The following is a 20,441-nucleotide window of genomic DNA, read 5'->3' as shown; positions in this document are numbered from 1 at the left end:
ACCGCTCGCGGTCAGCCTGCCGACGGGCCCGGGTAAGGGCCGGGCGGGTCGTCCCCCGGCGGCGCGCCCGCCACCGTGAACCCCATGACGGAGCCGCCGCCCTCGCGCCGGTAGGCGAAGGGAGCGCCCCCGTGCGAGGTCGCCACCTCACGGACGATCGACAGGCCGAGGCCGGAACCGGGCAGGCTGCGCGCGTCGGCCGTGCGGTAGAAGCGGTCGAAGATCCGCGGCAGGTCCTCCTCCGCCACGCCCGGCCCCCGGTCCAGCACCTCCACCCGCACCGCGCTCGCCCGGGGCGGCCGCGCCGTGTCCGCGCGGGTGGCGCCCCGGTGCGCCGCCCCCGCCACCGTGATGCCGACGGGAGTCGTTCCGGCGCGGTCGAACTTCACCGCGTTGTCGACGAGGTTCGAGACCGCCCGCTGCAGGGCCGAGGCCCGCCCGTCCACCGTCGTGTCCCCGGTGACCGTGACCGTCACCTGCCTGCCGGTGCGGCGGCGGGCGATCACCGCCACGTCCTCCGCGATGTACCCGAGCGCGATCCGCTGCACCGGTTCGGCGTCCGACTGCCCGGCCGCGAGGTCGACCAGCTCGTTGACGAGGTCCGTCAGCTCCCGCGACTCCTGCGCGAGGTCGGCGACCAGCTCCTCCCGCGCCGGGGGCGGCAGTTCGTCGATACGGCGCAGCAGCGAGATGTTCGTCCGCAGCGAGGTCAGCGGCGTCCGCAGCTCGTGTCCCGCGTCCTGCACCAGCCGCCGCTGGTCCTCCTCCGACTGGGCCAGCCGGCCGAGCATCCGGTCGAAGGAGCGGCCGAGCCTGGCCACCTCGTCGTGCCCCGTCACCGGCACCTGGATGCCGAGCCGCCGGGTGCGGGCCACGTCCTCCGCCGCCGCCGTGAGCCGGACCAGCCGGCGGGTGATCCGCCGGGCCAGCCACCAGCCGAACAGACCGGAGCCGATCACCACGGCGGCGACCAGCGAGACCGTCCGCTGCTGCAGCTCCCGCAGCAGGTCCTCGGTGTCGCTGAACTCCTGCGCCACCTGCACCGCGCCCCGCCCGCCGCCCAGCGAGACGATCGCCACCCGGTAGGAGTCCCCGGCGACCTCGATCTCGCCCTGCTCGACCAGCCTGCCGGCCTGCTCCTCCCCCGCCATGCGGCGGCCGGTCACGTCCACCGGCAGCCGGGGCTTGCCCGGGTCGACGACCCCGCCGTCCGGGCCGAGTACCTGGATGTCCATCCGGTTGGAGCGGAAGATCACGGACCGGGGCCCCTCGCGCCCGGGGTCGTCGGTGGCGAAGTCGTCGGCGTCGAGGCGCTGCTGGCGCACCTGGCCGCGCAGGTCCGCCACCCGCTCCGAGAACACCGTCTTCTCGTCCACGCGCACGAGCCGCGCGGCGGCGTCGTAGCTGAGGAAGCCGATCAGCACGGTGACGCCGGCGGCGACGGCGGCGAAGGACACGGTGAAGGTCGTGCGCAGCGAGGACATCCGCCGCGCTGCGGCGGCCGCGTCACGGCGCACCTCTAGGGCCCGTCTCGAAAGCAGCGCCGTCCGCCCATGCCCTAGTCCTCCCTCAGCACGTACCCCACGCCCCGCACCGTGTGGATCAGCGCGGGCGCCCCCGGTGCGTCCAGCTTGCGCCGCAGGTAGCCGACGTACACCGCGAGGTTCTTCGAGCCGGGGCCGAAGTCGTAGCCCCAGATGCGGTCGTAGATCGTCGTGTGGTCGAGCACGATCCCGGAGTTGCGGGCGAGGAGTTCCAGCAGGTCGAACTCCGTGCGGGTCAGTTCCAGCTCCCGTTCCCCGCGCCACGCGCGTCGCGCCTGCACGTCCATGCGCAGTCCCGCCACCGCGAGCTGCCCGCCGCCCCCGCGCTCGGCCGGCCCGGCGGGCCGCGCCGACCCGGGTGCGGCCGGTGCGGCGGGCGCGCCGCCGTACCCGCCGTTCCCCGTGCGCCGCAGCAGCGCGCGCAGCCGTGCGAAGACCTCCTCCACGTCGAACGGTTTGACGACGTAGTCGTCCGCGCCCGCGTCCAGACCGGCGATCCGGTCCGCCGTCTCGACCAGCGCGGTCAGCATCAGGATGGGCGTGCGGTCGCCCTCCGCACGGAGTACACGGCAGACCTGCAGGCCGTCGATGCCGGGCATCATCACGTCGAGAAGCAGCACGTCGGGCGGGGTGCGGTGGGCGTGCGCCAGCGCCTCCACCCCGTCGGCCACGGCGGTCACCTCGTAACCCTCGAGTGTCAGGGCGCGTTCCAGGGCATGACGGATGGCACGGTCGTCCTCGGCCAGCAGAACTGTCTGGGTCACTCCCACAGTCTGCCAAGGCCACGGCCGGGTACCCACCGGATGGGCCGGGGTGCGGGCGGGCTTCTTACCCGCCTCTCACCGCGAATCGCCCGGTGGCTCACCTCGCCGAGCCACCGTGTTCCGTACGTCACGCGTCGCGCGTCCCGCCCAGGGGTCGCGTCGGGAAGGCACTGGATGAACCACACGCCGAGCACGCCGCACACGCCGAGCACTCCGGGCGCTCCGGGCACTCCGGGCACGACGAGTGCTCCGAGCACGACCGGCCGCGCCACGGACGCCGGCCCCGGCACCGAACCCCTCCCGGGTCCGGGGCCGGCCCGGCGGGCCGCCTCCGCGCTGGCCCTGGGCCTGTGGCGCCGCCGCCGCAGGCGGATCACCTTCCTGCTGCACAACGCGTACGCCATCGGCGGCACCGTCCGCACCACCTTCAACCTCGCCGCCGCGCTCGCCGAGGAGCACGAGGTGGAGATCGTCTCCATGTCCCGGCACCGGGACACCCCCCGTTTCGACCTCGACCCGCGCGTCCGCCTCGTCCCCCTCGTCGACACCCGCCCCGGCAGCTCCGACCTGGACGAGCCCGCGTACGCCCGGCCGGCCGAGGACTTCCCCGCCGCCGAGAAGCGGCACGGGCAGTACTCCCGCCTCACCGACCTGCGCGTGCGCGCCTACCTCGAGGCATGCGAGGCCGACGTGCTCATCGGCACCCGGCCCGGCATCAACGTCTACCTCGCCCGCTTCGGCCCCCGCCGCGCGCTGCGCCTCGCCCAGGAGCACCTGCGGCACGACGCGCACGGCAAACGGCTGCGCGCCGTACTCGCCCGGCACTACCGGTCCATGGACGCGGTGGTGACGATGACCGAGGCCGACGCGCGGGTCTACCGGCGGCGGATGCCGCTGCCCGGGGTACGGGTGGTGCCGGTGCCGAACATCGTGCCGCCGGTGGACGTGCCGCCCTCCGAGGGCACCTCGAAGGTGATCGCGGCGGCCGGGCGGCTCGCCCCCGGCAAGCGCTTCGACCTGCTCCTGGAGGCCTTCGCCACGGTCGCCGCCAAGGAGCCCGACTGGGAGCTGCGGATCTACGGCGGCGGCAGCGCCCAGGGGGAGCTCCAGAGCCTCATCGACGACCTCGGGCTCACCGGGCGGGCCCGGCTGCTGGGACCGCGCACCCCGATCGAGGCGGAGTTCGCGCGGGCGTCCCTGGTGGTCAGCGCCTCGGACGCGGAGTCCTTCGGGATGACCCTCGTGGAGGCGATGCGCTGCGGGGTACCGGTGATCAGCACGGACTGCCCGCTCGGCCCCGCCGAGATCGTCACCGACGGCGTCGACGGCCGCCTCGTCCCCGTCGGCGACGCCCCGGCACTCGCCGACGCGATCCTCGACCTCATCGCGGACGACACCCTGCGCCATCGCATGGCCGAGGCCGCCCTCGAGAGCGCCCACCGCTACGACCCCGCCCCGATCGTGGCCCGCTACGACCAGCTCTTCGCCACCCTGCGCCTGGGCCGCGCGTACCGCGGAGTGCGCCGCCGTCTGCGCCGCCTGCGCCGGCTCGTCCGCTGAGGACGGGCCGGGGGGCGGCTACCGCCGCAGCGCCGCGAGCCGTTCGGCGAACGGCACGACGTCCTCCACGGCGGCCCCGGCCGGGGACACCGCCGGCGCCCGCCGCCGCGCCCCCGCGCCGCCGAGCAGCCCGGCCAGCTCCCCCGCCGCCCGCTCGATCCGCTCCGCGAGCCCGTCCGCGCCCCAGTCCTCCGAGGCCGCGTACACCGCCGTCGGCACCACGACCGCCCGCAGATACGCGAACAGCGGCCGCATCGCGTGCTCCAGGACCAGCGAGTGCCGCGCCGAGCCGCCGGTCGCGCCGATCAGCACCGGTGTGCCCGCCAGCGCGTCCTTCTCCATGACGTCGAAGAAGGACTTGAAGAGCCCGCTGTACGAGGCCGAGAACACCGGCGTCACCACGATCAGGGCGTCCGCCTCCGTGACCGCCCGGAGCGCCGCGGCCAGCGAGGGCCCGGGGAAGCCGTTGGTGAAGTGGTGCGCGATCTCGACGGCGAGCTCCCGCAGTTCGACGACCTGGACCTCCACGTTCGGGGAACCGGCCCCGGACCCGGACGCGGCCCCGTCCGCGCCCTCGGCCACGTCCGTGCGGTCGATCACGTCCGTGCCGCCGGCCCCGTCCCCCGCCGCCCGCCGCACGACCGCCGCGGCCAGCCGGTCGCCCAGCAGCCGCGTGGACGAGGGCACGCTCAGCCCCGCCGAGACGAGCACGACCCGCAGGGCGTCCCGCCCCTCCCCGGCCCGCACGCTCTCCTCACTCATACCGTGCTCACACCTTCCGTCCGTTCCCGCCCCGTGTCCTTCGCCGCCGCGACCAGCGAGGCGTGCTCCGGCGCGTCCGGCACCCCCGCCGGGCGCCGCGCGGCGAACTCCTTGCGCAGCACCGGCACGACCTCCTCGCCGAGCATGTCGAGCTGCTCCAGGACGGTCTTCAGCGGCAGCCCCGCGTGGTCCATGAGGAAGAGCTGGCGCTGGTAGTCGCCCGCGTACTCGCGGAAGGACAGCGTCCGTTCGATGACCTGCTGCGGCGAGCCGACGGTGAGCGGGGTCTGCTCGGTGAAGTCCTCCAGGGAGGGCCCGTGCCCGTACACCGGCGCGTTGTCGAAGTAGGGGCGGAACTCGCGGACCGCGTCCTGGGAGTTCTTCCGCATGAAGACCTGCCCGCCCAGCCCGACGATCGCCTGCTCGGGCGTGCCGTGCCCGTAGTGCGCGTACCGGGCCCGGTACAGCTCGACCATCCGCTTGGTGTGGTCGGCGGGCCAGAAGATGTTGTTGTGGAAGAAGCCGTCGCCGTAGTACGCGGCCTGTTCGGCGATCTCCGGGGAGCGGATGGAGCCGTGCCAGACGAAGGGCGGCACGCCGTCCAGCGGGCGCGGGGTGGAGGTGAAGCCCTGCAGCGGTGTGCGGAAGGTCCCCTCCCAGTCGACGACGTCCTCGCGCCACAGCCGGTGCAGCAGGGCGTAGTTCTCCACCGCCAGGTTGATGCCCTGGCGGATGTCCTGCCCGAACCAGGGATAGACGGGGCCGGTGTTGCCGCGGCCCATCATCAGGTCGACCCGGCCGTCGGCCAGGTGCTGGAGCATCGCGAAGTCCTCGGCGATCTTCACCGGGTCGTTGGTGGTGATCAGCGTGGTGGAGGTGGAGAGGATCAGCCGCTCGGTGCGGGCGGCGATGTAGCCGAGCATCGTGGTCGGCGAGGACGGCACGAAGGGCGGGTTGTGGTGCTCGCCGGTCGCGAAGACGTCCAGGCCCACCTCCTCGGCCTTCAGGGCGAGGGCGACCATGGCCTTGATGCGCTCGCGCTCGGTGGGCGTGCGCCCGGTGGTCGGGTCGGGGGTGACATCCCCGACGCTGAAGATCCCGAACTGCATGGCCGCTCACCCTCCAGGTTGTTGACGCTTCAACTATACCCTTCCAACGATGCCCCGCACCCTCGTATTCCGTCGGCGTCCGTCCGCCCCGTGCCCCGGCACCACCCCACATCCACCCGAACCGGGCCGCCTATCCTGACGAGGTCGCACACCCGTACCCACCGCGTACCCCTCCCGCCCGCCCCCCGTCACCCGCCCCACACCGCGCAGGAGCACCCCATGACCTCCACCGCCTCCCGCATCGCCGTCGTCACCGGCGCGAGCAGTGGGATCGGTGCCGCGACGGCCCGGCAGCTCGCCGCCGCCGGTCACCGCGTCGTCCTCACCGCCCGCCGCAAGGACCGCATCGAGGCACTCGCCGCGGAACTGACCGCGGCCGGCCACTCCGCGACGGCCTACGCCCTCGACGTCACCGACCGCGCGGCGGTGGACGAGTTCGCCACCGCCTTCCCCACCCTCGGCCTCCTGGTCAACAACGCGGGCGGCGCCCTCGGCCTGGACCCGGTCGCCACCGGGGACCCCGAGGACTGGCGCCGGATGTACGAGACGAACGTCCTCGGCACCCTGCACATGACCCAGGCCATGCTCCCCGCGCTCACCGCGAGCGGCGACGGCACCGTGGTCGTCGTCTCCTCCACCGCCGGCCACGGCACCTACGAGGGCGGCGCGGGCTACGCCGCCGCCAAGCACGGCGCCCACGTCCTGGCCGAGACGCTGCGCCTGGAGATCGTCGGCACCCCGGTCCGGGTGATCGAGGTCGCCCCCGGCATGGTCAAGACCGACGAGTTCGCCCTGACCCGTTTCGCGGGCGACGAGACGAAGGCCGCCAAGGTCTACGAGGGCGTCGCCGAACCCCTCACCGCCGAGGACGTCGCCGAGACGATCACCTGGGCCGTCACCCGCCCCTCCCACGTCAACATCGACCTCCTGGTCGTCCGCCCCCGCGCCCAGGCATCCAACACGAAGGTCCACCGGGAGCGGTGACGCGAAGCGGCCCGCGGCCCCGTGAAGGGGAACCGCGGGCCGCGGGCAGTCGGGCGGGCCGGTGCGCCTCAGCCCTTGACGCACACCACCTGCTTCAGCTTCGCCACGACCTCCACGAGGTCGCGCTGCTGGTCGATGACCTTCTCGATCGGCTTGTAGGCGCCCGGGATCTCGTCCACGACACCGGAGTCCTTGCGGCACTCCACGCCCCGCGTCTGGTCCTCCAGGTCCTTCGTCGAGAAGCGGCGCTTCGCCGCGTTGCGGCTCATCCGCCGGCCCGCCCCGTGCGAGGCCGAGTTGAACGCGGCCTCGTTTCCGAGGCCCTTCACGATGTAGGAGCTGGTGCCCATCGATCCCGGAATGATCCCGTACTCGCCGGAGCCCGCCCGGATCGCGCCCTTGCGGGTGACCAGCAGGTCCATGCCCTCGTACCGCTCCTCCGCCACGTAGTTGTGGTGGCAGGAGATCTCCTGCTCGAAGGTGGGCCGCGCCTTCTTGAACTCCTTGCGGACGACGTCCTTCAGCAGCGCCATCATCAGCGTGCGGTTGTACTTCGCGTACTCCTGGGCCCAGAACAGGTCGTTGCGGTACGCCGCCATCTGCGGGGTGTCCGCGACGAAGACGGCGAGGTCGCGGTCGACCAGGCCCTGGTTGTGCGCGAGCTTCTGGGCCACGCCGATGTGGTGCTCGGCCAGCTCCTTGCCGATGTTCCGGGAGCCGGAGTGCAACATGAGCCAAACAGAGCCGGTCGAATCCGTGCAGACTTCGACAAAGTGGTTTCCTCCGCCGAGCGTTCCCATCTGCTTCGTGGCACGCTCCCGCCGGAACTTGACCGCCTCCGCGACCCCGCCGAACCGCTCCCAGAACCCCTCCCACCCCGCCGTCGCCAGCCCGTGGAAGCGGGAGGGGTCGATCGGGGCCTCGTGCATGCCGCGGCCCACCGGGATGGACTGCTCGATCTTCGAGCGGAGGCGGGAGAGGTCGCCGGGCAGGTCGTTCGCGGTCAGGGACGTCTTCACGGCCGACATGCCGCAGCCGATGTCCACGCCCACCGCCGCCGGGCAGACCGCGCCCCGCATCGCGATGACCGAGCCGACCGTGGCGCCCTTGCCGAAGTGGACGTCCGGCATGACCGCCAGCCCCTTGATCCACGGCAGCGTCGCCACATTGCGCAGCTGTCCCATCGCGGCGTCCTCGACCGACGCCGGGTCGGTCCACATCCGGATCGGAACCTTCGCGCCCGGTACCTCGACGTACGACATGCCGTCCCCCACTCCTCTTACTTCCCCGAATCTTCCGCGCGTTTCCCCATGAACGACGCGAAGGCATCAAAGCGCAAAAACCGTCACCAAGATCGGTGTACCGGACAGCGGACCGGCGTCCACGGCAGCGCGTGCGATAGACATTGTCCGCAGGGGCACCCACCGCGCGGCAACCGAATAACCGCAGGGCACGCCCCGCCCCGCCCGCCGGACCCGGCCCGGGGAACCCGAGGAGAGGAGCCTGAACCGTGCAGCGGAAGGCGTACGTCCCGGCCGCCGTCGCGCTCCTCGCGGCCCTGCTCGCCGCCTGTACCGGCGGCTCCGGCGACGGCTCGGCCCAGGACGACAAGGCCGGCGGCTCCGCCACGTCCACCCCGGTCGCGCAGCCCGGCAAGTACAGCACCCTCTCCGACGCCTGCACCGTGCCGGACAGCGAGGAACTCGAGGCGCTGCTGCCGGGGTTGAAGCTGCTGACGGACGAGGAGCAGCGCGAGAAGGCCTACGACGGCACCGCGACTCTCACCTACGACAACGACCGTCGTTCCGGCTGCCGTTGGAAGGCCGAGTCGGACGCGGCCTCGGACCAGCTCTACATCGACTTCGAGCGGGTCGTGTCCTACGACGCCTCGGTCAGCGACGACGACAGCGCGGCGCGGGTCTTCGACGAGAAGGCGGAGGCGGCGGACATCCCCCGCGACGGTGCCGTCACCTCCGTCGGCCCCTCCTCCACGTCCTCGGCCTCCGCCGAGAACGGCAAGAACTCCAAGGACGCCAAGGGTTCCAAGGGCGCGAAGGGCGCCGACGGGGCCGAGGCCGCCAAGGGGCCGGGCAACTCCGGTTCCGAGAGCCCGGACCCCTCCTCCGGCTCCTCCTCGGCGAGCGTGCTGCCGCGTCTGCTCGACGGCCTGGGTGACGAGGCCTTCCTCGACGACGCGCTGAGTCCCACCCAGCAGCGCACGGTGACTGTGGTGTTCCGCACGTCCAACGTGCTCGTGACGGTCCAGTACGAGGAGCAGCCGACGCGTACCGGCACGGTCGCCGGAAGCGAGGAAATGCAGGACAGGGCCCAGAATCTGGCGCGGCAACTGGCCGGTTCCTTCAAGGGGTAGCCGCTTCCCGGCGGCCGTCGGGGCCCGGGGAGGAAGCGCCCGAACCGGAACCGCGGGCTGTTCCCACCGCGTACCGTGGCCCCTCGGACCCGTTCGACCGCACGCACGAAGCACGAGCGCCATGAGTGAAGGAACCATGCACCGACCTGCACAGCGAGACCGTCGAGAGCAGTCGCCCGCGGACGGCGCGGGGCACCAGGGGCACGGCCCGGGGGCCGGGCGCCGGCCCGGCCGGCTGCTGTGGGGCGCGGCTGTCGTCGTTCCGGCGATGCTGATCGCCGCGGGCTGCTCCTCCGGCTCGTCCGAGAACGGCGGCGACACCGACGCCAAGAAGCCGGCGGCGAGTGCGACCGCGTCGGACTCCGCGTCCTCCTCGCCGCCCGCGGTGCGCGAGGCGGCGTACGCGAAGCTGCCGGACGCGTGTGCCGTGCTGGCGAAGAAGACCCTGGAGGACCTGGTCCCGAAGGATGTGAAGGGCAAGGCGGGCTCGTCCGACGACACGGACACCCGAGCGAACTGCTCCTGGGACAGCCTCGACAACAACGGGGTGAAGGGCTCGCAGTTCCGCTGGCTGAACGTGGCGATGCTGCGCTTCGACTCGGACGCCTCGCGGGGCGAGGGCGACAAGCGGGCGCAGGAGTACTACACCAAGCAGGTCGCCGACGCGCAGGCGGTCGAGGGCGCGAAGAAGGCGAAGACGGAGCCGGTGCCGGGCACGGGCGACGAGGCGACGCTGGTGCGGTACGACCTGAAGAAGAAGGAGGGCGTCTTCAAGCAGCAGACGGTCGTCACGCGCGTGGAGAACGTGGTCCTCACGCTGGACTACAACGGCGCGGGCCTGGCCGGCGACAAGACGCCGGACGCCGACGGTCTGGTGAAGCTGGCGAAGAAGGCGGCCAAGGAGGCGGTGGCCTCCGTGGCCTCGGCGAACAAGGGCGGCGGCTCGGACGGCGGTTCCTCGCCGGACGCGTCGAAGTCCTCGTCGGATTCGAAGGACTCCAAGGGCTCCAAGGACTCCAAGGACGCGAAGGGCTCGAAGGACTCCACGCAGGCCAAGGACTCCGGGGACTCCGGGGACGAGAAGGATTCCGGCGGGAAGTCCGCGCCCTCGGCCGGAGCCTCGCTCAAGTCGGCCGCCGACAGCTGAGGTCACGCGCACGTCGAGGGGCCCGGTCCGGCGCGGACCGGGCCCTTCGCGTACCGGTTCCCGGCAGCTTCCGGACCGGAGGCTCGAACACCCGCACATGTGTGCCACTCTGTTCCGCGCAACAACACGCACAGGGAGGGGAGTCAGGGTGGCCGCGCCACTGAAGCTGACACGGATGCACCGGGTGCTCATCGGCGTGGTCGTCACCGGCGCCGTCATCATCGCCGGTATCGGCTTCGCGGGTTCGTACGCGGCCGTGCGGGAGCTCGCGCTGGAGAAGGGCTTCGGGAACTTCAGTTACGTCTTCCCGATCGGCATCGACGCGGGCATCTGCGTGCTGCTCGCGCTGGACCTGCTGCTGACCTGGATCCGCATACCCTTCCCGCTGCTGCGCCAGACGGCGTGGGTGCTGACGGCGGCGACGATCGCGTTCAACGGCGCGGCGGCCTGGCCGGACCCGCTGGGCGTGGGCATGCACGCGGTGATCCCCGTGCTGTTCGTGGTGTCGGTGGAGGCGGCCCGGCACGCGGTCGGGCGGATCGCCGACATCACGGCCGACAAGCACATGGAGGGCGTGCGGCTGACCCGCTGGCTGCTCTCCCCGCTGCCGACGTTCCTGCTGTGGCGGCGGATGAAGCTGTGGGAGCTGCGCTCGTACGAGCAGGTGATCAAGCTGGAGCAGGAGCGGCTGGTCTACCAGGCGCGGCTGCGCTCGCGTTTCGGCCGGGCGTGGCGGCGCAAGGCCCCGGTGGAGTCGCTGATGCCGCTGCGGCTGGCCCGGTACGGGGTGCCGCTGGCGCAGACGGCGCCCTCGGGTCTGGCGGCGGCGGGCATCGAGCCCGCGGTGCTGCCACCGGTGTCCCTCGCCTCCTCGGCGGTGGAGCAGGGGGCGGGCGAGGCCGCCCTCGCGGGTGCGGGCCCGGACGCCGGCCGGCGGCCCGAGCTGGCGGGCGGCGCCGGGCAGCCGGGCGGCCCCGGGCCGGCGCAGGCCGCGGGGTTCGAGGCGTACGAGGGTCCGGAGGGCTTCGAGGGCTACGAGGAGCAGTTGCCGCCCGATGTCCAGGGCGAGCAGAGCCCGTGGTTCCGGCCGCCTCGTGACATCCCCTACCAGGGGGGCTATGACCCCTCGTACGACCCGGCGTACGGCCCCGAGGACCAGTACGGGCAGTGGTACGAGGAGCAGCCGCCGGAGCAGTTCGAGGCGCCGGCGCCGGAGGAGACGGGGAGCTTCCCGATCCCGGCGGGGCCGAACCGGACGCGGGAGCTGGGCGAGGGCGGCGCGTCCCCGGCCGCGGAGCCGGACGAGGACGCGTACTACCAGGTGTTCAAGCAGTCGATCAACGGGAGCTACCCGACGCCGCGGGAGTTCGGCGACAACGTGGAGGCCGAGTTCGGCAACCGTCTGGCGGGCGAGGAGACGAAGCGGCTGGTGTCGCGCTTCACCAACCGCCACACGGCGGAGCTGGAGGACGACCACATCGCCTGAGCCCGACGGCGACGGCGGTGAACGAGGTTCGGGCCCCCTCCCCTGACGGGAGGGGGCCCTTTTCGCTGTGCGCCGCTATGCGCCGAGCAGTGTCCGCACCCGGTCCTGACCGACCGCCAGGAGGAGGGTCGGCAGACGGGGCCCGGTGTCCCGGCCCACGAGGAGTTCGTACAGCAGCGCGAAGAACGCCCGCTGGGCGGTCTTGATCTCCGCCGGGAGCTCCTTGGGCGTGGCGTCGGCGGGGAAGCCGGCCCGCACCTTGGGCACGCCGTACACGAGGTGGGTGAGGCCGTCGAGCGACCAGTGCTCCTCGAGTCCGTCGAGCAGCAGCCGCAGCGACTCCCGGTCCCGCTCGTCGAGCGTCTTCAGGCGTTCGGCGTCGGGCTCCGAGCGCACGAGGGTGCGCTGCTCGGCGGGGACGTGCGTGTTGATCCACGCCTCGGCCCGGTCGTACCGGGGCCGGGCCTCGTCCAGGGAGCCGAGCGGGTGCGCGGGGTCGAGTTCGGAGAGGATGCGCAGGGCTTGGTCCTGGTGCCCGGCGGTGACGTCGGCGACCGAGGCGAGCGTCCGGTACGGCAGCGGGCGCGGCGTCTTCGGCAGCTCACCGGCGGCGGTGCCGACGGCCCGGGTGTACGCGGCGACGTCGCCCGGCAGGGCGGAGCCGTCGGCGACCTTGGCGGCGAGCTTGTCCCACTCGTCGTAGAGCCGCTGGATCTCCTGGTCGAAGGCGATCTTGAAGGACTGGTTGGGCCTGCGGCGGGCGTAGAGCCAGCGCAGGAGCTGCGGCTCCATGATCCGCAGCGCGTCCGCCGGGGTGGGCACGCCGCCCTTCGACGAGGACATCTTGGCCATGCCGGAGATGCCGACGAAGGCGTACATGGGGCCGATCGGCCGCTCGCCGCCGAAGATGCCGACGATCTGCCCGCCGACCTGGAAGGAGGAGCCGGGCGAGGAGTGGTCCACGCCGCTGGGCTCGAAGATCACGCCCTCGTAGGCCCAGCGCATCGGCCAGTCGACCTTCCAGACCAGCTTGCCGCGGTCGAACTCGTCGAGCCGGACGGTCTCCGCGTGCCCGCAGGCCGTGCAGGTGTACGACAGTTCGGTGGTGTCGTCGTCGTACGCGGTGACGGTGGTGAGGTCCTTCTCGCAGTTGCCGCAGTAGGGCCTGTACGGGAAGTAGCCGGCGCCGCCGGAGCTGCCGTCGTCCTCGGCGGCGGCGCCGGAGCCCTCGGCGGCCTCCAGCTCTGCCTCGTCCAGCGGCTTCTGCTGCTTCTTCGCGGGCGCCTTCTTCGTGCGGTACTGCGCGAGGATCGCGTCGATGTCGGCGCGGTGCCTCATCGCGTGCAGGATCTGCGCGCGGTAGGCGCCGGAGGTGTACTGCGCCGTCTGGCTGATCCCGTCGAACTCCACGCCGAGATCGGCCAGCGAGGCGGTCATCGCGGCCTTGAAGTGCTCGGCCCAGTTCGGGTGGGCCGAGCCGCGCGGCGCCGGCACCGAGGTGAGCGGCTTGCCGATGTGCTCGGCCCAGGACTCGTCGACGCCGGGGACGCCGGCCGGCACCTTGCGGTAGCGGTCGTAGTCGTCCCAGGAGATCAGGTGCCGCACCTCGTACCCGCGGCGGCGGATCTCGTCGGCGACCAGGTGCGGGGTCATGACCTCGCGCAGGTTCCCCAGGTGGATGGGGCCGGACGGGGAGAGCCCGGACGCCACGACGACGGGTTTGCCCGGGGCGCGGCGCTCCGACGATGCGATGACCTCGTCCGCGAAACGGGAGACCCAATCGGTGGTCTCGCTGCTCTGAGCCACGTTCGGCACGTCCTCTTGATTTCCGGTCCTCTTGATGGGCCTCACCATCTTCCCATCCCGGCGCGCGACCGGGAAAACCGCTTTACCCCCCGTGGGATACTGGGCGTGCCCATCCGATCCCTCGAGGAGAACGGCAATCCTTCCTATGACCTCGGTCACGTCCCTCAGCGACTCCGTCCAGCAGCACCTCTCGTCCGCCCTGACGGCCGCCCTGCCCCAGGCCGCCGGCGCGGACCCGCTGCTGCGACGAAGCGACCGGGCGGACTACCAGGCCAACGGGATCCTGGCGCTCGCGAAGAAGGAGAAGGCGAACCCGCGGGAGCTGGCGACGCAGGTCGTCTCGCACGTGGTGACCGGCGAGGTGATCGCGGACGTCGAGGTCTCCGGACCCGGCTTCCTGAACGTCACCGTCGCCGACGGGGCGATCGTGCGGAACCTCGCGGCGCGGGCCGCCGACCCCGAGGGCCGGCTCGGTGTGCCGCGCGCGGAGCGGCCGGGCACGACGGTCGTCGACTACGCGCAGCCGAACGTGGCCAAGGAGATGCACGTCGGCCACCTGCGCTCGGCGGTGATCGGCGACTCGGTGGTGCAGCTGCTGGAGTTCACCGGTGAGAGCGTCGTGCGCCGGCACCACATCGGCGACTGGGGCACCCAGTTCGGCATGCTGATCCAGTACCTGGACGAGCACCCCGGCGAGCTGGACCACGAGGCGTCCGAGGTGAGCGGCGAGGAGGCGATGTCCAACCTGGACCGCCTCTACAAGGCGGCGCGGGCCCTGTTCGACTCCGACGAGGAGTTCAAGACCCGTGCCCGGCGCCGGGTGGTGGACCTCCAGGCGGGGGACCCGCACACCCTCGCGACCTGGCAGAAGTTCGTCGACGAGTCGAAGATCTACTTCTTCTCCGTCTTCGACAAGCTGGACATGGAGATCCGGGACGCGGACATCGTCGGCGAGTCCGGCTACAACGACATGCTCGCCGAGACCTGCCGTCTGCTGGAGGAGTCCGGCGTCGCGGTGCGCTCGGAGGGCGCGCTGTGCGTCTTCTTCGACGACGTCAAGGGCCCGGACGGCAATCCCGTCCCGCTGATCGTGCAGAAGTCGGACGGCGGCTACGGCTACGCCGCCACCGACCTCTCCGCGATCCGCGACCGCGTCTTCCGCCTCAAGGCGAACACCCTGCTGTACGTGGTGGACGCCCGGCAGTCGCTGCACTTCAAGATGGTCTTCGAGACGGCGCGCCGGGCCGGCTGGCTCGGCGAGGACGTCACGGCGCACCAGCTCGCCTTCGGCACGGTGCTGGGCGCGGACGGCAAGCCGTTCAAGACCCGTGCGGGCGAGACGGTGCGGCTGGTGGACCTGCTGGACGAGGCGGTGGACCGGGCCGCGGCCGTCGTCCGGGAGAAGGCGCAGGACCTGTCGGAGGCGGAGATCGCCGAGCGGGGTGCCCAGGTGGGCATCGGCGCGGTGAAGTACGCGGACCTGTCGACCTCGGCGAACCGGGACTACAAGTTCGACCTCGACCAGATGGTGTCGCTGAACGGCGACACCAGCGTGTACCTGCAGTACGCGTACGCCCGTATCCAGTCGATCCTGCGCAAGGCGGGGGACGCGGCCCCGGCCGCGCACCCGGAGCTGGAACTGGCGCCGGCGGAGCGGGCGCTGGGCCTGCACGTCGACGCGTTCGCGGAGGCGGTCGCCGACGCGGCGGCGGAGTACGCCCCGCACAAGCTGACCGCGTACCTGTACCAGCTCGCCTCGCTGTACACGACGTTCTACGACAAGTGCCCGGTGCTGAAGGCGGAGTCGCCCGCGCAGGTGGAGAACCGGCTCCTCCTGTGCGACGTGACGGCGCGGACGCTGCACCGGGGCATGGCGCTGCTGGGCATCCGGACGCCCGAGCGCCTCTGAGCGACACGGAGTTCACCGGGGGGGGGCGGCACCGCTGCGGTGCCGCCCCTCCCTGTCGTGAGCACGGTCTCCGGCGTCCGCGCAAGCGGTTCGGGGAGGAACAACCCGGGAGGGTTACACAGCTCTTGTTCTCTCCATACGAACGCCGCCGGGAGTCGTAGGCTGCCGCGCATGTTGCCCAAGGTGGACACATTCGAGGAACTGGACGCGGTGTGCGCCGACGAGAAACTGGTGCGCGCCGCCTGCCGGGAACTGGTGCACCAACTGGGGCTCTACGGAGCGCCGGTGGTCCACTTCGAGGACGGCTCCCTACCGGTGTTCGCGGTCGGGGACGACATGGTGTTCAAGTTCTACCCGGGCATCCAGGCCGAGAAGTCCTCCTTCGAGGCGGTCGTGCTCGACCACCTGTGGCGCCAACTGCCCGTCGAGACACCCCGCCTGATCACCGCGAACGAGTACGTGAACGGCTGGCGCTACGTCATGATGACGCGCCTGCCCGGCATCGACATGGCCCGCGGCTGGCACCGCATCCCGCCCGCCGACAAGGACCGGCTGATCAGTGAGGCCGGCGAGGTGCTGGCCTCACTGCACAAGATGGACATCACCCCGCTGAAGGGCGCCCTCCCCCCGCTCAACTGGGAGGAGTTCGTCGCCCAGCGCCGTGTGGAGGCCATGAAGCTGCACAGCTCCAAGCCGGTGCCCCGGGTGTGGCTGGAGCAGATCCCCGACTTCCTGGCCTCGGTACGGCTGCCCGTCACGGACGAACGCGTGCTGCTGCACACCGAGTTCATGCGCGAGCACCTGACCGTCGCGCCGCGCGATAACTGGCGCATGACCGGCCTGTTCGACTTCGAGACGGCGCTGATCGGCGACCCGGCCTACGACTTCGCCAGCGTGGGCGCCTTCGTCACCTACGGGCAGCCCCGGCAGATGCGGCGCTTCTTCCGGGCCTACGGACGCGAGCCCTTCGACCCGGACCAGATGCTGTCCTACCTGCTGCTGCACCTGTACTGCGATCTGCCGTTCTACTTCAGCGAGCTCCCGACCCCCGCGGAGCCCCGGCTGGACATCCTGGCGGAGACCTGGTTCGGCACGAACGGCTGACCGCTCAGTTCGGGTTGTCCACCCGCTCCCAGCCCGCGTCGCCGGTCAGCGCGTAGGCGTAGTACGACCTCTCGCCCGCGCTCGTACGGAACGGCTTGCCGTGGTCGTCGACGCGGAGGGTGCCGCTGCGGTCGCCGCTGGACCAGTCGAGCTCCAGGTACCAGCGCACGTCGTGCCCGCTCGTGTGCGCGTTGACGAAGAACACCTCGGGGTCCGACTCGCTCACCTTGTAGGGGAAGTCGCGCTGCCCCGCCACCGGCATGGCCAGCGGGTTCCCCTGGTCGAGCGAGACGTCGAAGGACCTGGTGTTCACCCCGCCGCCGCAGCCGACGCCCATCGCGTACTTGGACCAGTTCAGCGGCGGGTTGCTGCTCACCACCCGCACGTGCAGCTCACGCAGGACCACCGTCTCCGCGCCGGTGCCCTGGAGGGTGAGCGAGACCATCTGGCTGTCGGCGGCGACCCCGCCGAACGGGGTGATCCAGCCGACGACCTGCTGCTCCGTGGGCGGCGGAGGGACGTTCTCCGGACGGCGGTCCAGCAGGAAGGCCTGCTCGCAGGGCGCGTCCCAGTAGTACGGGTTGGTGGTCACCGCGAGCGGCACGCCGGAGGACCCGTGCGCACCGCCCGAGCCGCCGGAACCGCCGGCCCGGGTGGCGGTGGCCTTCGGTGACGCGGAGTGCTTCTTGAGAGTGGTCGGCGAGGGCGAGGTGCTCGCGCTCTCCGACGCCTTGCGGGAGGCGTGCGCGGAGGAACGCTCGGGGGACACACTGGCGGCGGCCCCCTTCGCCGCGCCGGTCCCCCGGTCGTCACCCCCCGGCAGCAGGCTCACCAGCAGCGCCACGGCGGCCACGGCGGCGACCCCGCCCCCGGCGAGCAGCGCGGTCCGTCGCGGGCGCCGGGAGCGGGGGGCGGAAGCGGCGGGGGAGAGCCGGGTGACGGGGTCGTCGAACGCCGAGAGGGCGGTGCCGGTGTCGGCGGGGGCGGCGGAGGTGCCGTCGGCGCCGCCGCCGGCGGAGGTGGCCTCGGTGCCGGCATCGGCGTCGCCGCCGGTACGGGCATCGGTGCCGGCATCGGCGTCGCCGCCGGTACGGGCATCGGTGCCGGCATCGGTACGGGTGCCGGTGTCGGTGCCGGCATCGGGGCTCTCGCCAAGGGCGCCCTCGGCGCGGGTGCCGGGCTCGGCCCCGGTGTCACTCGCGGCGGGGTCGTCGGGGGCTCCGGCGGGGGCGTCCGGCGCGGTCGCCGCCGTCTCCGGGGCGCCCGAAGGCGTGCCCGCGGCCCCCGCCGCCCCGGCGGCCTTGGCGGGACCGGAGGCCCCGGGCGTCCCGAGCGTCTTCGCGGAGCCGGGAGTCCCGGGCGTCTTCGCGGAGCCGGGAGTCCCGGGCGCCGCCGTCGGCCCCTGCTCCCCCTTCACCCCGCGCAGCGCGTCCGCCCGCACCCATCGGCGGTGCAGTTCGAGAAGCTCGTCCGGCGTCGCCCGGCACACGCGGGCGAGGCGTTCGACGGGCGCGTACTCCACCGGGACGACATCGCCGTTGACGTAGCGGTGCAGCGTCGAGGCACTCATGTGCAGCCGCTTGCCGAGCACTCCGTAACTGAGCCCCGAACGCTCCTTCAGCGTGCGCAGCAGTTCGGCGAAATCGTCCCCCGCCACCGTTTCTCCCTCTCCCCGCGTCCCGGACGCGCATTCCAGCTGATCACTGTTTCCCCTGGTCAGGGGCGTTCCTGGCGTTCCATTGTCCCGTATCCGGCGGCGGTTGTGGCCACCGGGACGACTGCTGACCCAAGCTGTGGTCATCCAAGCACGCCGCTCCCGGCACCCGGTCGAGCGGCCTCCGCTTCCCCTTCCCTGTCGAGGAGTTCAGCCATGTCCGGTAACGCCCGCACCACCTCCCGCGCTTCCTTCCGCACCCCCCGCACCCGGCTGCTGGCGGCCGCCACGCTCGCCGTGGCCGCGTTCGCCCTGACGGCCTGCGAGGACGGCACGGGCACGGAGAACAGCGGTTCCTCGACCTCGTCCGGCTCGACCGCCTCGGACAGTTCCTCGCACTCCTCGAAGGGCGGCTCGGCCCTGGGGGACACGTCCTCCGGTAGCGACGATTCCGGGGCCGACTCCGGTTCCTCCGCCGCGAAGGGAACGAGCGCCGGGAGCGGCACCGCGGGCAAGAGCGGCACCCGTGCCTCCGCCGGGCGGAGCGCCGGCAAGAAGGACACCGGCAAGCCCGTCAAGTGCTCCTCGTCCTCCGTGCGCTTCACCGCGTCGAAGGTGAACCGCCCGGTCAACCACCTGCTGCTGACGGCCACGAACCGCGGCACGAAGTCCTGCGTCCTGCCCGCCTACCCGATGGCGAAGCTGGGCGACGCCCAGTCCGTGCCGCCGGTCGTCGAGGCGTCCCGGCCGCAGTCGACGGTGGTGCTGTCCCCCGGCGGCTCCGGGTACGCGGGCGTCCTGCTGTCCTCCGCCGACGGCAGCGGGCGCAACGGCTACACGGCGAAGACCCTGAGCATCCCCCTCGACGACGGCACCATCGGCACCGCCACGCTGCCCTCGGGCGGGGTGTTCGTCGACGACTCGCTGAAGGTGACGTACTGGCAGGGCGGCATGAGCGACGCCCTGGAGTACTGATCAGCCCCGCACGGGCGCGGCCGCCACGAGGCAGCCGCGCCCCGGCGCGGGCGAGATCCACCGCGGGCGAGGTCCGCCGCGTGCACGGGTCGGCGCGCGAAGGAAGTGCCCCCGCGCGAGGGCCGTCCCACGCGGCCGTCCGCGGTTCAGCGCAGCCGGTGGGCGACCTCGACCGCCCAGTACGTCAGGATGTTCCGCGCCCCCGCGCGCCTGATGCCGAGGAGGGACTCCATGATCGCCGCGTCCCGGTCGATCCAGCCCTTCTCCGCGGCGGCCTCGATCATCGCGTACTCGCCGGAGATCTGGTACGCCGCCACGGGCACGTCGCAGGCCTCGGCGACCCGCGCCAGGATGTCGAGGTAGGGCCCGGCCGGCTTGACCATGACCATGTCCGCCCCCTCCTCCAGGTCGAGGGCCAGCTCCCGCAGGGACTCGCCGATGTTCGCGGCGTCCTGCTGGTAGGTCTTGCGGTCGCCCTTGAGCGAGGAGCCGACCGCCTCCCGGAACGGGCCGTAGAAGGCGGAGGAGTACTTCGCGGTGTAGGCGAGGATGGAGACGTCCTCGCGCCCGATCTGGTCCAGCGCGTCACGGATGACGCCGATCTGCCCGTCCATCATGCCGCTGGGCCCCACGACGTGGGCCCCGGCATCCGCCTGCACCTGGGCCATCTCGGCGTAGCGCTCGAGCGTGGCGTCGTTGTCGACGCGGCCCTCGGCGTCCAGGACACCGCAGTGACCGTGGTCGGTGAACTCGTCCAGGCACAGGTCGGACATGACGATCAGCTCGTCGCCGACCTCCGCGCGCACATCGCGCAGGGCGACCTGGAGGATGCCCTCGGGATCGGTGCCGGCGGTGCCGACCGCGTCCTTCTTGGCCTCCTCGGGCACGCCGAACAGCATGATCCCGGAGATCCCCGCCTCTACGGCCTCCACCGCGGCCTTGCGCAGGCTGTCCCGGGTGTGCTGCACGACCCCGGGCATCGCGCCCACGGGCACGGGCTCCCCGACCCCCTCGCGCACGAACGCGGGAAGAATCAGGTCGGCCGGATGCAGCCGGGTCTCGGCGACCATGCGGCGCATGGCCGGGGTGGTACGCAGACGCCGGGGCCGCGTACCCGGAAAGGATCCGTACGTCGTCATACCACCCACGCTACGCCCGCGTGAGCGATGCCTTTACCGACGCGGAGTCGGACGGATGCCCGCCCCTGTTCAGGCCGCCGAGGCCGACTCCGCCGTCCGCGGCGCCCCTCGGTGCCGTTCCGCCCGG

At 72.5% G+C, this 20,441-nt stretch carries 16 protein-coding genes; 8 read left to right on the top strand and 8 right to left on the bottom strand.

What is annotated here, in order from left to right:
• Positions 1-11: 11 nt before the first annotated feature.
• Together OHB09_RS18830 and OHB09_RS18825 are read right to left on the bottom strand one after the other, a co-directional pair.
• On the bottom strand, positions 12-1,484 hold the full coding sequence (locus tag OHB09_RS18830; protein WP_328923036.1) for a sensor histidine kinase: 1,473 nt from the start codon (positions 1,482-1,484) through the stop codon (positions 12-14).
• A 74-nt stretch (positions 1,485-1,558) separates the two neighbouring features.
• Complete coding sequence (locus tag OHB09_RS18825; RefSeq protein ID WP_328922285.1) at positions 1,559-2,308, bottom strand: response regulator transcription factor; 750 nt, start codon at positions 2,306-2,308, stop codon at positions 1,559-1,561.
• Positions 2,309-2,482: 174 nt separating this feature from the next.
• On the opposite strand from OHB09_RS18825, the gene OHB09_RS18820 reads away from it, so the two are divergent.
• Positions 2,483-3,868, top strand: a complete 1,386-nt coding sequence (locus OHB09_RS18820; RefSeq protein ID WP_328922284.1) for a glycosyltransferase family 4 protein — start codon at positions 2,483-2,485, stop codon at positions 3,866-3,868.
• An 18-nt stretch (positions 3,869-3,886) separates the two neighbouring features.
• Here OHB09_RS18820 and OHB09_RS18815 read toward each other — a convergent pair whose 3' ends face one another.
• On the bottom strand, positions 3,887-4,588 hold the full coding sequence (locus OHB09_RS18815; RefSeq protein WP_406308446.1) for a CE1759 family FMN reductase: 702 nt from the start codon (positions 4,586-4,588) through the stop codon (positions 3,887-3,889).
• A gap of 38 nt (positions 4,589-4,626) precedes the next feature.
• Complete coding sequence (locus OHB09_RS18810) at positions 4,627-5,739, bottom strand: LLM class flavin-dependent oxidoreductase (RefSeq protein ID WP_093593606.1); 1,113 nt, start codon at positions 5,737-5,739, stop codon at positions 4,627-4,629.
• A 219-nt stretch (positions 5,740-5,958) separates the two neighbouring features.
• On the opposite strand from OHB09_RS18810, the gene OHB09_RS18805 reads away from it, so the two are divergent.
• Positions 5,959-6,723 carry an SDR family NAD(P)-dependent oxidoreductase gene (locus OHB09_RS18805; RefSeq protein WP_006138932.1) on the top strand — a complete coding sequence of 255 codons (765 nt, stop codon included), beginning with the start codon at positions 5,959-5,961 and terminating at the stop codon, positions 6,721-6,723.
• Positions 6,724-6,791: 68 nt separating this feature from the next.
• Here the strand turns inward: OHB09_RS18805 and OHB09_RS18800 are convergent, their stop codons facing one another.
• Positions 6,792-7,985 carry an RtcB family protein gene (locus OHB09_RS18800; protein ID WP_328922283.1) on the bottom strand — a complete coding sequence of 398 codons (1,194 nt, stop codon included), beginning with the start codon at positions 7,983-7,985 and terminating at the stop codon, positions 6,792-6,794.
• Between the two features lie 248 nt (positions 7,986-8,233).
• Here OHB09_RS18800 and OHB09_RS18795 point away from each other — a divergent pair, with 248 nt between their 5' ends.
• The 3 genes from OHB09_RS18795 (at position 8,234) to OHB09_RS18785 (ending at position 11,727) form a co-directional block, all read left to right on the top strand.
• Positions 8,234-9,094: a DUF3558 domain-containing protein gene (locus OHB09_RS18795; RefSeq protein ID WP_328922282.1), complete on the top strand. Its 861-nt coding sequence runs from the start codon at positions 8,234-8,236 to the stop codon at positions 9,092-9,094.
• A 136-nt stretch (positions 9,095-9,230) separates the two neighbouring features.
• The gene (locus OHB09_RS18790; RefSeq protein WP_328922281.1) at positions 9,231-10,241 is read left to right on the top strand and encodes a DUF3558 family protein; all 1,011 of its coding nucleotides are present in this window, start codon (positions 9,231-9,233) and stop codon (positions 10,239-10,241) included.
• Between the two features lie 175 nt (positions 10,242-10,416).
• Positions 10,417-11,727, top strand: a complete 1,311-nt coding sequence (locus OHB09_RS18785; protein ID WP_040894429.1) for a DUF2637 domain-containing protein — start codon at positions 10,417-10,419, stop codon at positions 11,725-11,727.
• A 75-nt stretch (positions 11,728-11,802) separates the two neighbouring features.
• Here the strand turns inward: OHB09_RS18785 and lysS are convergent, their stop codons facing one another.
• Positions 11,803-13,542 carry a lysine--tRNA ligase gene (gene lysS / locus OHB09_RS18780; RefSeq protein WP_040894412.1) on the bottom strand — a complete coding sequence of 580 codons (1,740 nt, stop codon included), beginning with the start codon at positions 13,540-13,542 and terminating at the stop codon, positions 11,803-11,805.
• Positions 13,543-13,678: 136 nt separating this feature from the next.
• On the opposite strand from lysS, the gene argS reads away from it, so the two are divergent.
• Positions 13,679-15,442 (top strand): arginine--tRNA ligase, encoded by a 1,764-nt coding sequence (gene argS / locus OHB09_RS18775; RefSeq protein WP_328922280.1) that lies wholly within the window; start codon positions 13,679-13,681, stop codon positions 15,440-15,442.
• Between the two features lie 171 nt (positions 15,443-15,613).
• Positions 15,614-16,546: a phosphotransferase family protein gene (locus OHB09_RS18770; RefSeq protein ID WP_328922279.1), complete on the top strand. Its 933-nt coding sequence runs from the start codon at positions 15,614-15,616 to the stop codon at positions 16,544-16,546.
• 4 nt (positions 16,547-16,550) lie between these two features.
• Here OHB09_RS18770 and OHB09_RS18765 read toward each other — a convergent pair whose 3' ends face one another.
• Positions 16,551-18,203, bottom strand: coding sequence for a helix-turn-helix domain-containing protein (locus OHB09_RS18765; RefSeq protein ID WP_328922278.1), 1,653 nt, complete (start codon positions 18,201-18,203; stop codon positions 16,551-16,553).
• 213 nt (positions 18,204-18,416) lie between these two features.
• On the opposite strand from OHB09_RS18765, the gene OHB09_RS18760 reads away from it, so the two are divergent.
• Positions 18,417-19,175 carry a DUF4232 domain-containing protein gene (locus tag OHB09_RS18760; RefSeq protein ID WP_093593585.1) on the top strand — a complete coding sequence of 253 codons (759 nt, stop codon included), beginning with the start codon at positions 18,417-18,419 and terminating at the stop codon, positions 19,173-19,175.
• A gap of 146 nt (positions 19,176-19,321) precedes the next feature.
• Here the strand turns inward: OHB09_RS18760 and hemB are convergent, their stop codons facing one another.
• A complete protein-coding gene (gene hemB, locus OHB09_RS18755; RefSeq protein WP_006138942.1) occupies positions 19,322-20,314 on the bottom strand; it encodes a porphobilinogen synthase in 993 nt (330 codons plus the stop codon).
• Positions 20,315-20,441 lie beyond the last annotated feature (127 nt).

Source organism: Streptomyces griseoaurantiacus (genome assembly GCF_036189845.1).
GTDB classification, from domain to species: domain Bacteria; phylum Actinomycetota; class Actinomycetes; order Streptomycetales; family Streptomycetaceae; genus Streptomyces; species Streptomyces griseoaurantiacus.
This window is presented reverse-complemented; position numbering and strand designations above follow the sequence as displayed.